The organism is Rhodovulum marinum (genome assembly GCF_004343075.1).
Lineage (GTDB): Bacteria > Pseudomonadota > Alphaproteobacteria > Rhodobacterales > Rhodobacteraceae > Rhodovulum > Rhodovulum marinum.
The window spans coordinates 217,678-233,023 of the sequence record NZ_SLXP01000005.1; the positions used below are offsets into that span (position 1 = coordinate 217,678).

The 15,346-nt window shown below is 69.2% G+C and carries 14 protein-coding genes; 10 read left to right on the plus strand and 4 right to left on the minus strand.

Going from position 1 to position 15,346, the window contains the following annotated elements:
- Positions 1-12 precede the first annotated feature (12 nt).
- On the minus strand, positions 13-1,542 hold the full coding sequence (locus EV662_RS10060; RefSeq protein ID WP_132462029.1) for a cryptochrome/photolyase family protein: 1,530 nt from the start codon (positions 1,540-1,542) through the stop codon (positions 13-15).
- Positions 1,536-2,207 (minus strand): SDR family oxidoreductase, encoded by a 672-nt coding sequence (locus EV662_RS10065; RefSeq protein ID WP_132462030.1) that lies wholly within the window; start codon positions 2,205-2,207, stop codon positions 1,536-1,538. The genes EV662_RS10060 and EV662_RS10065 overlap by 7 nt, the downstream gene beginning before the upstream one ends.
- Before the next feature lie 316 nt (positions 2,208-2,523).
- On the opposite strand from EV662_RS10065, the gene EV662_RS10070 reads away from it, so the two are divergent.
- From EV662_RS10070 to EV662_RS10100, 7 genes are all read left to right on the plus strand, one after another.
- Complete coding sequence (locus EV662_RS10070; RefSeq protein WP_132462031.1) at positions 2,524-4,083, plus strand: 2-isopropylmalate synthase; 1,560 nt, start codon at positions 2,524-2,526, stop codon at positions 4,081-4,083.
- A 252-nt stretch (positions 4,084-4,335) separates the two neighbouring features.
- Entirely contained in the window at positions 4,336-5,373 is a 1,038-nt protein-coding gene (locus EV662_RS10075; protein ID WP_132462032.1) for a rod shape-determining protein, read from the plus strand.
- Positions 5,374-5,409: 36 nt separating this feature from the next.
- Positions 5,410-6,327, plus strand: a complete 918-nt coding sequence (gene mreC / locus EV662_RS10080) for a rod shape-determining protein MreC (RefSeq protein ID WP_132462033.1) — start codon at positions 5,410-5,412, stop codon at positions 6,325-6,327.
- Positions 6,320-6,859, plus strand: a complete 540-nt coding sequence (locus EV662_RS10085; protein ID WP_132462034.1) for a rod shape-determining protein MreD — start codon at positions 6,320-6,322, stop codon at positions 6,857-6,859. The genes mreC and EV662_RS10085 overlap by 8 nt, the downstream gene beginning before the upstream one ends.
- Positions 6,856-8,802 (plus strand): penicillin-binding protein 2, encoded by a 1,947-nt coding sequence (gene mrdA, locus EV662_RS10090; RefSeq protein WP_132462035.1) that lies wholly within the window; start codon positions 6,856-6,858, stop codon positions 8,800-8,802. The genes EV662_RS10085 and mrdA overlap by 4 nt, the downstream gene beginning before the upstream one ends.
- The gene (rodA, locus tag EV662_RS10095) at positions 8,799-9,944 is read left to right on the plus strand and encodes a rod shape-determining protein RodA (protein ID WP_132462036.1); all 1,146 of its coding nucleotides are present in this window, start codon (positions 8,799-8,801) and stop codon (positions 9,942-9,944) included. Before mrdA ends, rodA begins: the two co-directional genes overlap by 4 nt.
- A 1-nt stretch (position 9,945) precedes the next feature.
- The gene (locus EV662_RS10100) at positions 9,946-10,878 is read left to right on the plus strand and encodes a 2-hydroxyacid dehydrogenase (protein WP_132462037.1); all 933 of its coding nucleotides are present in this window, start codon (positions 9,946-9,948) and stop codon (positions 10,876-10,878) included.
- A 111-nt stretch (positions 10,879-10,989) separates the two neighbouring features.
- Here EV662_RS10100 and EV662_RS10105 read toward each other — a convergent pair whose 3' ends face one another.
- Entirely contained in the window at positions 10,990-11,766 is a 777-nt protein-coding gene (locus EV662_RS10105) for an SseB family protein (protein WP_132462038.1), read from the minus strand.
- A gap of 37 nt (positions 11,767-11,803) precedes the next feature.
- The gene (locus tag EV662_RS10110; protein ID WP_132462039.1) at positions 11,804-12,403 is read right to left on the minus strand and encodes a uracil-DNA glycosylase family protein; all 600 of its coding nucleotides are present in this window, start codon (positions 12,401-12,403) and stop codon (positions 11,804-11,806) included.
- 79 nt (positions 12,404-12,482) lie between these two features.
- On the opposite strand from EV662_RS10110, the gene EV662_RS10115 reads away from it, so the two are divergent.
- From EV662_RS10115 to EV662_RS10125, 3 genes are all read left to right on the plus strand, one after another.
- Positions 12,483-12,827 (plus strand): ArsR/SmtB family transcription factor, encoded by a 345-nt coding sequence (locus EV662_RS10115; RefSeq protein ID WP_132462040.1) that lies wholly within the window; start codon positions 12,483-12,485, stop codon positions 12,825-12,827.
- Positions 12,820-13,863, plus strand: coding sequence for a permease (locus EV662_RS10120; RefSeq protein WP_132462041.1), 1,044 nt, complete (start codon positions 12,820-12,822; stop codon positions 13,861-13,863). Before EV662_RS10115 ends, EV662_RS10120 begins: the two co-directional genes overlap by 8 nt.
- A 77-nt stretch (positions 13,864-13,940) precedes the next feature.
- Complete coding sequence (locus EV662_RS10125; protein WP_132462042.1) at positions 13,941-15,233, plus strand: Na+/H+ antiporter NhaA; 1,293 nt, start codon at positions 13,941-13,943, stop codon at positions 15,231-15,233.
- Positions 15,234-15,346 lie beyond the last annotated feature (113 nt).

Sequence of the window (15,346 nt, forward strand, 5' to 3'; positions counted from 1 at the left end):
TTGCGCGGGCGATCAGACCGTTTCGCCTGCCGAAAGACGGTCGAGGATCGCCTGCGCGCCGTCCAGAACCGCGGCGCGGCGGTCGGCCGCCATCCGGTCCCAGGTGCGATACATCTGCGCCATGCGCGGGTTGCCCTGGAACCGGTCGCGGTGGCGGTCGAGAAATCCCCAGTAAAGCAGGTTGAACGGGCAGGCCCCCGCGCCCGTCTTCTGCGTCACCTTGTAGGCGCAGCCCCGGCAATAGTCGGACATCTTGCTGATATAGTTGCCCGAGGAAATATAGGGCTTCGACGCGATGATCCCGCCATCGGCGAACTGGCTCATGCCCACCGTGTTCGGCGCCTCGACCCATTCATAGGCATCGGCATAGACGGCGAGATACCATTCGTGCAGCTCGGTCGGGTTCACGCCCGCCAGCAGCGCGAAATTCCCCGTCACCATCAGCCGCTGGATGTGGTGGGCATAGGCCTCGTCCCGGGTCTGGGCGACGGCATGGGCCACGCAGTTCATCCGCGTTTCGCCGCCCCAATAGAAATCGGGCAGTTTCCGCTGGTGGTTCAGCGCGTTCCGGCGGGGATAATCCGGCCCTTCGCGGTAATAGATGCCGCGCACGTATTCACGCCAGCCGAGGATCTGGCGGATGAACCCCTCGACCGCGTTGATCGGCGCACGGCCCGCCCGGTATTCGGCCTCGGCCCGCCTGCAGATGTCCAGCGGGTCCAGCAGCCCCGCGTTCAGATAGGGCGAGATCACCGCGTGATAGAGGAAGCGGTCGCCCTCCAGCATCGCGTCCTGGTAATCGCCGAAACAGGGCAGCGCGTGTTCCAGGAAATGGTCCAGCGCCGTGTTCGCCTGGTCGGCATCGGTGGCGAACCAGAACGGGCGCAGCCGGCCGAAATTGTCGGGAAAGCGGCGTTCCACGAGGTCCAGCACCGCGTTCACCGTCTCGTCGGGGTCGAATTTCAGCGGACCTTCGCGGAACAGGTCATCCGAGGCGGGCTTGCGGTTGTCGTGGTCGAAATTCCACTTGCCGCCCGCGGGGTCGTCACCCTCCATCAACAGGCCGGTCTTGCGGCGCATTTCCCGGTAGAAATACTCCATCCGCAGGCTCTTGCGACCCTCGGCCCAGGCATCGAATTCGGCATGGCTGGCGATGAACCTGGTATCGGGGAGTTGGCGCACCTTGATCGGCGCATGGCTCAGCGCCTCGATCAGCCGCCATTCGCCCGGTTCGGTGGCCAGCACGCTGTCGGCGCCCTCGGCCTCGGCCCGGCGCAAAAGTTCGCCGACGATGGACTGGCTGTTCTCGGCGTCATCGAGGCGGGTATAGGCCACGCGCCAGCCGTCCCGTTCCAGCCGGGCGGCGAACTTGCGCATCGCCGCCAGGCAAAAGGCGATCTTCTTGGGGTGGTGGCGAACATAGGCGGCCTCGCCCATCACCTCGGCCATCACCACCAGGTCGCGCGCCTTGTCGGCCTCTTGCAGCGCCGACAGCCCGGGCGACACCTGGTCGCCCAGGACCAGGACAAGGCGGCTCACCACGGCACCCGTTCGCCGGCCCAGTCGAAGAACCCGCCCGTATCGGCGGGCGTCAGCCCGTCGATCACCCGGATCAGGTTCGCCGCCGCCTCGGCGGGCGGCACCGTCTTGTGCCGGCCCGCATAGGCGGCGGTAAAGGGCGTTTCCACCGTGCCCGGGTGCAGCGCCACGCAGATCGCGTGCTTGTGCGACCGGCCCAGCTCGATCGCCGCCGAATGCAGCCCCTGGTTCAGCGCGGCCTTGGCCATGCGATAGGCATACCAGCCCCCCAGCCGGTTGTCGCCGATCGACCCCACCCGCGCCGACAGCGCCGCGAAGACCGAACGCCGGTCCCGCGGCAAAAGCCGGACGGCATGTTTCAGCACGATCATCGGGCCGATGGCATTCACCGCGACCTGGTCGGCCAGCGCCGCGGGCGACACCTCCCGCAAGGCCTTTTCCGGCGGATGCCCCGCCCCCTGCAACGCCCCCGTCGCCACGACCACCAGGTCGAACGGCCCCTCCAGCGCCCCCAGCACCCGTTCCACGCTGGCCTCGTCCGTCACGTCCAGGCCGTCGCCCGACCGCGACAGCCCGACCACCGCCCCCACGCCCGGCCGCTCGGCCAGGGCCGCGCCCATCGCCGCCCCGATCCCGCCGCTCGCCCCTATGATCAAGGCCCGCTCCATGCCGCCTCCAGCTAGGGCGAACGCCCTGACCTTCCATCTTCTTCTGGCCCGAAATATCCCCGCCGGAGGCGCATATCGACGCCCGGACCCCGCGTCGAAAGATGCTTTCCCTCGGCCCCGCCTGCCCCTATACTACGCGCCATGAACCGCCAAGCACATATGACCCCGGCCGCCCCGCGCCTGCCGCGCGCGCTGCCGCTTGGCCTTCTGCTTCTCCTTAGCCGCCTCTGAGCGTGCCGTTCCGGCGCGACCGCTCAGAGGATACGCCCGCAGCGCCACACCCCCCACGGCTAAGGTTCAGACGAGAGATTCAGCCATGACCGACACGACCAAGCAGGACCGCGTCCTGATTTTCGACACCACGCTGCGCGACGGCGAACAAAGCCCCGGCGCGACGATGACCCATGACGAGAAACTGGAAATCGCCGCGATGCTCGACGAGATGGGCGTCGATATCATCGAGGCGGGCTTCCCGATCGCCTCCGAGGGCGATTTCGAAGCGGTGCGCGACATTGCAAAGCAGGCGCAGAACGCGGTGATCTGCGGGCTGGCCCGCGCGCAACTGCCCGATATCGACCGGGCGTGGGAGGCGGTAAGGCACGCCAAACGGCCGCGCATCCACACCTTCATCGGCACCTCGCCCTTGCACCGCGACATCACCAAGCTGACCCAGGACGAGATGGTCGAGCGGATCGAACAGACCGTGACGCACGCCCGCAACCTGTGCGACAACGTGCAATGGTCGCCGATGGACGCGACGCGCACGGAACACGACTACCTCTGCCGGGTGGTGGAAACCGCGATCCGCTGCGGCGCGACCACGATCAACATCCCCGACACGGTGGGCTATACCGCGCCGCGCGAAAGCGCCGACCTGATCCGCATGCTGCTGGAACGCGTGCCGGGCGCGGACCGGGTGATCTTCGCCACGCACTGCCATAACGATCTGGGCATGGCCACGGCGAACGCGCTGGCCGCGGTCGAGGCGGGCGCGCGACAGATCGAGTGCACGATCAACGGGCTGGGCGAACGCGCAGGCAACACCGCGCTGGAAGAGGTGGTGATGGCGCTGAAGGTGCGCAACGACATCATGCCCTTCACCACCGGCATCGACACGACCCGCATCATGGGGATCAGCCGCAAGGTCGCGACGGTGTCCGGTTTCGCCGTCCAGTACAACAAGGCCATCGTCGGCAAGAACGCCTTTGCGCATGAATCCGGCATCCACCAGGACGGCGTGCTGAAGAACGCCGAAACCTTCGAGATCATGCGCCCCGAGGATATCGGGCTGAACGCCACCAACCTGGTGATGGGCAAGCATTCGGGCCGCGCCGCGCTGCGCGCCAAGATGAAGGAACTGGGCTACGACCTGGGCGACAACCAGCTGAAGGACGTCTTCGTGCGGTTCAAGGCGCTCGCCGACCGCAAGAAGGAGGTCTACGACGACGACCTGATCGCCCTGATGCGCGACAGCGACCTGGATGCGGAACACGACCGGCTGCAGGTCAAGTTCCTGCGCGTGATCTGCGGCACCGAGGCGCCGCAATCGGCCGACCTGATCCTGTCGATCGACGGGGTGGAACACCGGGTGACGGCGCAGGGCGACGGGCCGGTGGACGCCACCTTCAACGCGGTCAAGCAACTGGTGCCGCACCACGCGCACCTGGAACTTTACCAGGTGCACGCGGTCACGGGGGGCACCGATGCCCAGGCCACCGTCAGCGTGCGGCTGCAGGAAGACGGGCATATCGCGACCGGCCAGGCGTCGGATACCGACACCGTCGTGGCCAGCGCCAAGGCCTATGTGAACGCCCTGAATCGGCTGATGGTGCGGCGCGAAAAGACCCGGCCGGACGAGGCCAAGGCCGCCGTCTGATCGGCCGACCGCATCCGGGGGCGGCGTCCTGGGCGCCGCCCCTTCCCTTGCGAATGCAGGAAAACTGCAAGGATTTGCCGGTGAATTGCCGGGCTCGCCCCAAGCGATTGTTCGAAAAGTGAAAGCGGCGGAAAGGCGCCGTGTCGCGCCCGAATGCGCCCTTTACCCCGATGGGCGCGACCGCCTATAACATGACCCGGCCCGATGGACGGAATCGCGGGCTTTTTTCTCCAATTTCGGGTGGTCGCGCACATGGTAAGTTTTGGCGGTTTGTTCTCGTCGGATATGGCGATCGACCTCGGCACGGCGAACACGCTGGTCTATGTCAAGGGGCGCGGCATCATCCTGAACGAGCCCTCGGTGGTCGCCTTCCACGTCAAGGACGGCCGCAAGCAGGTTCTGGCCGTGGGCGAGGATGCCAAGCTGATGCTGGGCCGCACGCCGGGCAGCATCGAGGCCATCCGGCCGATGCGCGAAGGCGTGATCGCCGATTTCGACGTGGCCGAGGAGATGATCAAGTTCTTCATCCGCAAGGTCCACAAGCGCACCACCTTTACCAAGCCCAAGATCATCGTCTGCGTGCCCCATGGCGCGACGCCCGTGGAAAAGCGCGCGATCCGGCAATCGGTGCTGTCGGCGGGCGCGCGCCGCGCGGGGCTGATCGCCGAACCCATCGCGGCGGCCATCGGCGCGGGCATGCCGATCACCGACCCCACGGGCAGCATGGTCGTCGATATCGGCGGCGGCACGACCGAGGTGGCGGTGCTGTCCCTGGGCGACATCGTCTATGCGCGGTCCGTGCGCGTGGGCGGCGACCGGATGGATGACGGCATCATCAACTACCTGCGCCGCCAGCAGAACATCCTGATCGGCGAGGCCACCGCCGAGCGCATCAAGACCTCGATCGGGTCGGCGCGGATGCCCGATGACGGGCGCGGTGCGTCGATGCAGATCCGCGGGCGTGACCTGTTGAACGGCGTGCCCAAGGAAATCGAGATCAACCAGGCCCAGATCGCCGAGGCGCTGGCCGAACCCGTCCAGCAGATCTGCGAGGCGGTGATGACCGCGCTGGAGGCGACGCCCCCCGACCTGGCCGCCGATATCGTGGACCGCGGCGTGATGCTGACCGGTGGCGGCGCGCTGCTGGGCGAGTTGGACCTTGCGCTGCGCGAGCAGACGGGTCTGGGGATTTCGGTCGCCGACGAGTCACTGAATTGTGTGGCGCTGGGGACCGGCAAGGCGCTGGAATATGAAAAACAGCTCCGGCATGTGATAGATTACGAAAGCTGATCCCCGGGCAGGCCGCGCGCCGCTAGCGAGGCAGACTTGGCCGCAGACCGCAACTCACATCTCGATTATGCCCGCCCGATCCGGCGTATCCTGATCGGTGGCACGATCTTTGTGCTTCTCGCCCTGTTCGTTCTGTGGCGGATCGACAGCCCGCGGGTGGAACGGTTCCGCGCGGCCCTGGTGGACGCGGTGGTGCCCAGCTTCGACTGGGCGCTGGTGCCGGTGACCAAGGGCGCGGAACTGATCGAGGGGTTCCAGTCCTATGCCCGGCTTGCCGAGCAGAACCAGGAATTGCGCCGCGAATTGCGCCAGATGAAGGCCTGGAAAGAGGCCGCGCTGCAGCTGGAGCAGGAAAACGCCAAGCTTCTGGACCTGAACAAGGTGCGTCTGGACCCCAAGCTGACCTATGTGACCGGCGTGGTGATGGCCGATAGCGGCTCGCCCTTCCGGCAGTCGGTTTTGTTGAACGTGGGGGCGCGCGACGGCATCTTGGACGGCTGGGCCACCACCGACGGGCTGGGGCTGGTGGGGCGCATCTCGGGCGTGGGGCAGAATACCGCGCGGGTGATCCTGCTGACCGATTCCAACAGCCGCATCCCCGTCACGATCCAGCCCTCGGGCCAGCGCGCGGTTCTGGCCGGCGACAACTCGGCCGCGCCGGTGCTGGATTTCGTCGAGGACCCCGCGCAGGTGCGCCCCGGCGACCGGGTGGTGTCCTCGGGGGATGGCGGCGTGTTCCCGGCGGGGCTTCTGGTCGGGCACGTGGCCCTGGGCCGCGACCAGCGGCTGCGCGCGCGGCTGGCCGCGGAATACGACCGGCTGGAATTCCTGCGCGTGCTGCGCAGCCACGCCAACGAGGTGATCCGCGACCCCGGCGCCCTTGTGGCCCCCGCGCCCATCGGCCCCGCGCCCATCGGCCTGCCCGCCGCGGCGCTGGAGGCCGGCGATGGTTGATCCGCTCACGCTCGACCGCTGGACCTACCGGCTGATCTATGTCGCGGTGGCGGGGGTCGTGGTTTTCGTGCAGATCCTGCCGCTGGAAGAGCGCAGCGGCATCCTGCCCGGCCCCGACTGGATGCTGTGCCTGACCTTTGCCTGGCTGCAGCGCCGCCCCGATTACCTGCCGCCCTGGCTGATCGCGGGGGTCTTCCTGATGCTCGACATGCTGCTGATGCGGCCGCCGGGCCTGTTGACGGCCTTTGCGCTGATCGGCGCGGAATTCCTGCGCGCGCGCCAGCAGGTCTCGGTCGAGACGCCGTTCGGCCCGGAATGGCTGCAGACGGCGGGCACCGTGGCGGGCATCTTCCTGGGCCTCTGGACGGTGCTGGCGCTGTTCGGCGTGGCCGAGGCGAACCTTGGCCTGTTGGCGGTGCAGGCGGTGATGACGGCGCTGGCCTATCCGCTGGTGGCGCTGGCCTCGCGCTATCTGTTCGGGGTGCGCCGGGTGACGCCGGGCGAGTTGGACCCGCGGGGGCTGACGCGATGAAACGATCGCCCAAGGATACCGAGGAAAGCGGCCGCCGGATCAGCCGCCGCGCGCTGATCCTGGGGGGCACGCAGGCGGTGTTCGTGACCGCGCTGGCGCTGAGGATGCGGCACCTGCAGGTGACCCAGGCCGACGAATTTCGCCTGCTGGCCGAGGAAAACCGCATCAACATCCGCCTGATCCCGCCCGCGCGCGGGCTGGTCTATGACCGCGTGGGCCATATCGTCGCCGAGAACGAACAGAATTACCGCATCGTCGTGGTGCGCGAGGATGCCGGCGACCCCGAGGAGGCGCTGGCGCGGCTGACGCGGCTGGTGCCGCTGGACGAGGACACGATCGAGCGCGCGATCCGCGAGATCGAACGCCACAGCCCGTTCGTGCCGGTGACCATCGCCGACCGCATGCGCTGGGAGGACGTGGCGCGGGTGGCGGTCAACGCCCCCGTCCTGCCCGGGATCAGCCCCGAGGTGGGGCTGTCGCGGTTCTATCCCCTTGGCCCCGATTTCGCCCATGTGGTGGGCTATGTGGGCCCCGTGTCGGATTACGACCTGTCCCAGATCGAGGACCCCGACCCGCTGTTGCAGATCCCGCGGTTCCAGATCGGCAAGACCGGGATCGAGGCCAAGCACGAGGAACGCCTGCGCGGCAAGGCCGGCACCCGCCGGATCGAGGTGAACGCCGCGGGCCGGGTGATCCGCGAGCTTGACCGGATCGAGGGCCAGCCGGGCAGCGACCTGCAACTGACCGTCGATGCGGGGTTGCAGAACTTCATCCGGGCGCGCCTGGGCGAGGAAAGCGCGGCCGCCGTGGTGATGGACCTGGCCGAGGGCGACCTGCTGGCCATCGCCTCGTCGCCCAGCTTCGACCCGAACAAGTTCGTCCGCGGCATCTCGGTGCCCGATTACCGCGCGCTGACCGAAACCCCCTATCGGCCCCTGTCGAACAAGACGGTCCAGGGCGCCTATCCGCCCGGCTCGACCTTCAAGATGATCACCGCGCTGGCCGCGCTGGAGGCCGGCGAGGTCACCGCCGACGAAACCGTCTGGTGCCCCGGTTTCCTGAAACTGGGCACGCGCCGGTTCCATTGCTGGAAACGCGGCGGGCATGGCCACATGGACCTGTTCGAAAGCCTGCAACAATCCTGCGACGTGTATTACTACGACATCGCCCAGCGCGTCGGCATCGACAGGATCGCCGAGATGGCGCGCAAGCTGGGCCTGGGCGAGGCGCATGACCTGCCACTGTCGGCGGTGGGCGAGGGCCTGGTGCCGGACAGGGCGTGGAAACGCGCGCGCTATGGCGAGGAATGGCGCATCGGCGACACGCTGAACGCGGCCATCGGCCAGGGCTATGTGCTGGCCACGCCGCTGCAACTGGCGGTGATGAGCGCGCGGATCGCCACCGGGCGCGCGATCGTGCCGCGGCTGGTGAAATCCATCGACGGGGTGGAACAGCCCCCGGTGCCGGGCGGGCCGCTGGACGTGAACCCGGCGAACCTGGCGCGGATCCGCCGCGCGATGGACGCGGTCGTGAACACCCGGCGCGGCACCGCCTGGGGCAGCCGCGTGGTCGCCGCCGAGATGGCGATGGCGGGCAAGACCGGCACCAGCCAGGTCAGGAACATCACCGCCGCCGAACGCGCCGCGGGCGTGTTCCGCAACGAGGATTTGCCCTGGGAACGGCGCGACCACGCCCTGTTCGTGGCCTATGCGCCGACCGAGGCGCCGCGGATCGCGGTGGCGGTGGTCGTCGAACATGGCGGCGGCGGGTCCAGCGCGGCCGCCCCCATCGCCCGCGACATCACGCTGCGCGCGCTGTATGGCGACGTGCCACCGCTGAGCGCCTATCCCGAGCGCGACCGCTGGAAGATCGACGAACGGATGCGCGGGCTGGACCTGCGCGACCCGGGCGGCCCGCCCGCCAGCGGACGGAGCCGCGCGTGAGTTACCTGGAATATACCGTCAAGCGGGTGCCCACAGGGGCGTCCAAGGTGCTGTATGTCAACTGGGCGCTGGTGCTGTTGCTGTGCGCGGTGGCGGCGATCGGGTTCCTGATGCTCTACTCGGTGGCGGGCGGCACGCTGGATCGTTGGGCCGAACCGCAGATCAAGCGGTTCGCGCTGGGGCTGACGGTGATGTTCGCGGTGGCCTTCGTGCCGATCTGGTTCTGGCGCAACGTGGCGGCGCTGGCCTATGGGCTATCGGTGCTGTTGCTGCTGGCGGTCGAATTCTTCGGCGAGGTGGGCATGGGCGCGCAACGCTGGATCGACCTTGGATTCATGCGGCTCCAGCCGTCCGAACTGATGAAGATCACCCTGGTGATGATGCTGGCGGCCTATTACGACTGGCTGGACATCCACAAGGTTTCGCGCCCGGTTTTCGTGCTGATGCCGGTGGCGCTGATCCTGCTGCCGACCTTCCTGGTGCTGAAACAGCCCGACCTGGGGACCGCGCTTCTGTTGATGGCGGGCGGCGGGATCCTGATGTTCCTTGCCGGCGTGCACTGGCTGTATTTCGCGGTGGTGATCGCGCTGGGCGCGGGGCTGGTGACGGCGGTGTTCCTGAGCCGCGGCACCGAATGGCAGCTGCTGAAGGATTACCAGTATCGCCGCATCGACACCTTTCTCGACCCGGGCACCGATCCCTTGGGGGCGGGCTATCACATCACCCAGTCCAAGATCGCGCTGGGCTCGGGCGGCTGGTCGGGGCGCGGCTTCATGCAGGGCACGCAATCGCGGCTGAACTTCCTGCCCGAGAAGCATACCGATTTCATCTTCACCACGCTGGCCGAGGAATTCGGCTTTCTCGGCGGCGTGTCGCTTCTGGCGCTCTATGTGCTGATCATCGTGTTCTGCATCAGTTCGGCGATGAAGAACAAGGACCGGTTCTCGTCGCTGCTGACGCTGGGGATCGCGGCGACGTTCTTTTTGTTCTTCGCGCTGAACATGTCGATGGTGATGGGAATGGCGCCGGTGGTCGGCGTGCCCCTGCCGCTGGTGTCCTATGGCGGCTCCGCGATGCTGGTGCTGATGGCGGCCTTCGGGCTGGTGCAAAGCGCGCATATCCACCGGCCAAGGGGGCGCTGAGATGTTGACGGTGTTGTTCGCGGCCCGGGACGGGCTTTGGGAAGCCTACCGGGCGCCGCTGACCCGCGCGCTGGCCGAGGCGGGGATCGCGGCGCGCGTGGTGACCGAAACCGACGCCCCCGAAACGGTGGATTACATCGTCTACGCCCCGAACGACCGGCTGACGGATTTCACCCCCTTCACCCGCTGCCGCGCGGTCCTCAGCCTGTGGGCCGGGGTGGAGCGGATCGTGACCAACGAAACGCTGACCCAGCCGCTGTGCCGGATGGTGGATTCGGGGCTGGAGGAGGGCATGGTCGAATGGGTGACGGGCCATGTGCTGCGCCATCACCTGGGGATCGACCGGCAGATCTGCGCGCGCGCGCCGTCCTGGGAGCAGGTGGTGCCGCCCTTGGCGCGCGACCGGACGGTGGCGGTGCTGGGGCTGGGGGCGCTGGGGCGGGCCTGCGCGCAGGCGCTGGCCGGGCTGCGGTTTCGCGTCTCGGGCTGGAGCCGCACCCCGCGCGCGATCGAGGGGATCGCCTGCGACCACGGGGCGGACGGGTTGCGCCGCGTGCTGGAACGGGCCGAGATCGTGGTGCTGTTGCTGCCGCTGACCGCCGAGACCGAGAGCCTGATGGATGCCGAGCGGCTGGGCTGGCTGCCCGAGGGCGCGGTGCTGATCAACCCCGGGCGCGGCGCGCTGATCGACGACGCCGCCCTGATCGCGGCGCTGGATGCGGGGCGGCTGGGCCATGCGACGCTGGACGTGTTCCGCACCGAGCCCCTGCCCGCCGATCACCCGTTCTGGGCGCATCCACGGGTGACGGTGACGCCGCATATCGCGTCCGAAACCCGGCCCGACAGCGCGGCCCGCGTGATCGCCGAGAACATCCGCCGCGGCGAGGCGGGCGCGCCGTTCCTGTTCCTGGTGGACCGGTCCCGGGGGTACTAGGGGGTGCTCCCGCCCCCGGCCGGCACGGGCCTGCGGCCCGCTTGTCCGGGGTTGGGGGTGGCGCGCGACCCTTCGGGCCGCGCGGGGGGTATTTCGGCCAAGAAGACGGGATCAGCGCAGGCGCGGTGGGGCGTCGGTATCGTGCAGCGGGACCGGGGTTTCGGGCGCCGGGTCGGGCAGGTCGATGCGCAGGCCCAGCCGGGAGAGGCGCGCCGCGGCCGGGTGGTCTGCGGCGAGGAAGGCCAGGTCGAGCGCGGCCTCGTCGAGCCCGCTGAAGCGGAGCGCCTCGGCGATGGCGCGGGCGAGCGCGGGTTCGGCGCCGGGGCGGGCATCGAGCACGGCAAGCAGCAGCGTGTCGCTGCCATCGGCGTGGCGGAGGCCGGCGAGGATGGCGCCCGCCGCCAGACCCGCGGCGTCTGCAAGGCGGGCGTCGAGCGTGGCGACGAGCGCGTCCGGCAGGGCGCGGGGGGCAGTGATCGCCTCGGGGCGGATCTGGACGGGCTCGGGCGCGGGGGTCAGCGTTTCGGCCCACCAGTCGACCGCGGCGGCGGGCAGGAGTTCGGCGTGCGCGGTGCCCAGATTGATGCCCAGGCCCAGCCCCTGCCCGGCCAGCATCCCCGCCAGCGCCCGGCCCGGCAGCGCGGCATAGGGCGCGGGCGCGCCGGTGAAGGCGGTCAGCCGGGTTTCCCGGTCGAAGGCCAGCACCACGGGGCCGTCGTCGAGGTCGAAGACCCGCGGCGCGATGCGGTCGCCATCCGGTTCATGGTCCAGCAGCAGGACGAGTTCGGCCGCCGAGAGCGCCCCGTACCAGCGCAGGCGGGGCGCGGGGTCGTCGGGGGCGGCGGCCATGGCGGCCTGGGCGCGGTCGAGGGGGGTTGTGTCGGTCATGCGGGGGATCCGTCGGGGACAGGGGCACAAGGGGCGGTCATGCCAGCACCCGGGCCACGCGGGCGCGCAGGGCGGGGAGCAGATCGGCCTCGAACCAGGGGTTGCGTTTCAGCCAGGCGGTGTTGCGCCAGGACGGGTGCGGCAGCGGGAACACCCGGGGCGCATGGGTGCGCCAGTCGGCCACCGTGGCGGTGACGCCGCCGCGCGCCGCCGCACCCAGGTGCCATTTCTGGGCATAGCCGCCGATCAGCAGGGTCAGCGGTACCTCGCCCAGCGCCGCCATCACGCGGGCGTGCCAGGTGTCGGCGCATCGGCGGGGTGGCGGCAGGTCGGCGCCTTTCGCGTCATAGCCCGGAAAGCAGAAGGCCATGGGCAGGACCGCGACGCGCGACAGGTCGTAGAAGGTGGCCATGTCGATCCCCGTCCAGGCGCGCAGCCGGTCGCCCGAGGGGTCGAAGAACGGCTTGCCGGCCTTGTGCACGCGCATCCCCGGCGCCTGCCCGCACAGAAGGATGCGCGCGCCGGGGGCGAACCAGGGCACGGGCCGGGGCGCGTGCGCCGTGGCGGTCGCGGCGAAACGGTCCGCGCAGAGGCGGCAGGCGGCGATTTCGTCCGAAAGGCGGGCGGGGGCGGTCATGGCCCCGATCTAGGCCGGTTCGGCGCGGGGCGCAATTCGGGGCTTGCTTTCATTTCGATATCTCTAGAAACTTGGAACCATGAATCAGGTGGCGCAAGACGACATCACCCTGGCCCGCATGGCCTCGGCCTTTGCGGCGCTGGGATCCGAACAGCGGCTGTCGGTGCTGCGCACGCTGGTGCGCGCGGGGCCGGGCGGCCTGCCGATCGGCCAGCTGGGGGCGCGGTCGGGGATCACGGGATCGACCCTGACCCACCACGTCAGGATCCTCGCGCAGGCGGAGCTGGTGACCCAGACCCGGCAGGGCCGGTCGATCATCTGTGCCGCGGCCGCCTATCCCGAGATGCGCGCGCTTTCGGATTTCCTGCTGTCGGAATGCTGCGCCGACGCGCCCTGCCCGCATGACGAGGGACACCATGGCTGATCTCACCGGAACCCCCGGCGGGCTGCCCGCGCTGTGGCGGCGGGTGGACAAGGCGTGGCTGGCGATCCTGCTGGTGCCACTGTTGGTGGCGCTGTTCGATCCGGGGCAGGCCTGGCCCACGGTGCGTTTCGCCCTGGGCGCGCTGGGCCATACCCTGCCCTTCATCGTCTTCGCCGTGCTGGCGGTCGCCTATCTCAAGGCCAGCGGGGCCGAAACGCTTCTGGCGCGCGCCTTCGAGGGGCGCACGGCGCGGATGATCGTCCTTGCCGCCCTGCTGGGCGGGCTGTCGCCCTTCTGTTCCTGCGAGGTGATCCCGTTCATCGCCGCCCTTCTGGCGGTCGGCGCGCCGCTGGCGGCGGTGATGGCGTTCTGGCTGGCCTCGCCCTTGATGGACCCGGCGATGTTCCTGATCACCGCCGGAACCCTAGGCACCGATTTCGCCGTGGCCAAGACGCTGGCCGCGATCTCGATCGGGCTGATGGGCGGGTTCGCCACCTATGCGCTGGCGAACAGCCCGGTCTTTGCCGACCCGCTGCGCCCGCGCAAGGCGGCGGGTTGCTCGTCCTGCGGCTGCGGGGCGAAGCCCGCCTTTTCCGGCCGGCCCGTCTGGCGGTTCTGGGCCGAGGCGCCGCGGCGCGACACCTTCCGCGAGGCGGCCGTTGAAAACGCGCTGTTCCTGGGGAAATGGCTGCTGCTGGCCTACATGATCGAGGCGCTGATGCTGCATTACGTGCCTGCGGACGCGGTGGCGGCGGTGCTGGGCGGCGAAGGGATCAAGCCGATCCTGCTGGGCGCGCTGGTGGGCGGGCCGGCCTACCTGAACGGCTATGCGGCGGTGCCGCTGGTCGACAGCCTGCTGCAACAGGGCATGAGCGACGGGGCGGCGATGGCCTTCGTGATCGCGGGCGGGGTCAGTTGCATCCCGGCCGCCATCGCCGTCTGGGCGCTGGTCAAGCCGCGGGTCTTTGCCGCCTATGTGGGGTTCGCCAGCCTCGGCGCGGTGATCGCGGGGCTGAGCTGGGGCGCCATCGCCTGAACAGGCCCCGCGCAGTTGCCCACCCTGCCCCGTTCGATTAACCAGCGGTCAACGCCCCCAGGAAAGGACCGCCGCGGATGTACCGCGTTTGGGATTTCATCACGACCTATTCGATCCTGCTGATCGCGGGCGCGGTCGCGGCGCTGACCTGGGCCAACTTGGCGCCGGGGTCCTATCACGACTTCGTCGAGTTCGTGCTGGCCGAGGATTTCATCATCGGCCACGCGCACGAGGTCGAGGGCGAGATCCGGCGCACGCTGACCCTGCATTACCTGGTCAACGACGTGCTCATGGCGCTGTTCTTCGCCATCGCCGCCAAGGAGGTGTGGGAGGCGATCATCCTGCGAAACGGCGCGCTGAGGGGGCGCAAGGCCGCCACGCCGCTGATCGCGACAGCGGGCGGCATGCTGGGGCCGGTGGTGGTCTACCTGGGTCTGGCCGCGATCCTCGGGTCCGATACCTATGACGCGGTGGCGAATGGCTGGGCGATCCCGACGGCCACGGATATCGCGTTTTCCTATGTGGTGGGGCGGATCGTGTTCGGCGCGGGCCACCCGGCGGTGCGGTTCCTGCTGTTGCTGGCGATTGCCGACGATGCGGGCGGGCTGTTGATCCTGGCGATCTTCTACCCCTCGGCCGCACTGGCGCCGGGCTGGCTGTTGCTGTCGGGCGGCGCGGCGCTGGGCGTGTTCACGCTGTTCAACTGGCTGCCGCGGGTGCTGGACCGGGGCGACCAGGTGCGGCCGCGCTCGACCTGGGTGCGGCGGCACCTGGGGCTGTTGCCCTATGCCATCGCCGGCGCGGCCAGCTGGTACGGCTTTCAGCAGGCGGGGCTGCATCCCGCGCTGGGCCTGTTGCCGGTGATCCCGGCGATCCCCCATGCCGACCGCGCCTTCGGCATCTTCGCCGAGGCCGAGCGGTATTTGACCGACCTGCTGAACCGGGCCGAGCACCTGTTGAAACTGCCGGTCGAGATCGTCCTGTTCCTGTTCGGGCTATGCAACGCGGGGGTGGAATTCGGCGCGATCGGCACGCCGACCTGGCTGGTGCTGGCGGCGCTGGTGATCGGCAAGCCGCTGGGCGTCGGGCTGTTCGGCTGGATTGCCGCACGGCCCCTGCGGCTTGGCCTGCCGCGTGGCATGGGGATGGCCGACCTGGTGGTGACCGGCTGCGTCGCGGGGATCGGGTTCACCGTGTCGCTTTTCATCGCCTCGGTGGCGTTCACCGGCGGCCAGACCCTGGAAGGGCTGGACGTGCAAGGGGCCGCCAAGATGGGCGCGCTGTTCAGCTTTGCCGCGGCGGGGATCGCGATCCTGGCCGGGCGCGCGCTGGGCGTCAGACGTGTCCCCGACCGGGTGGCGTCAACCTGACGGTAATCTGAATGGCGCCAAGCTGGCAAATTACACGGCGCGGTGTTGCCTGGCCGAACGCTTTCGCGTGGCGCCACAGCGGCTTGGGACATAATATGGCCGTAAAGGCCCGT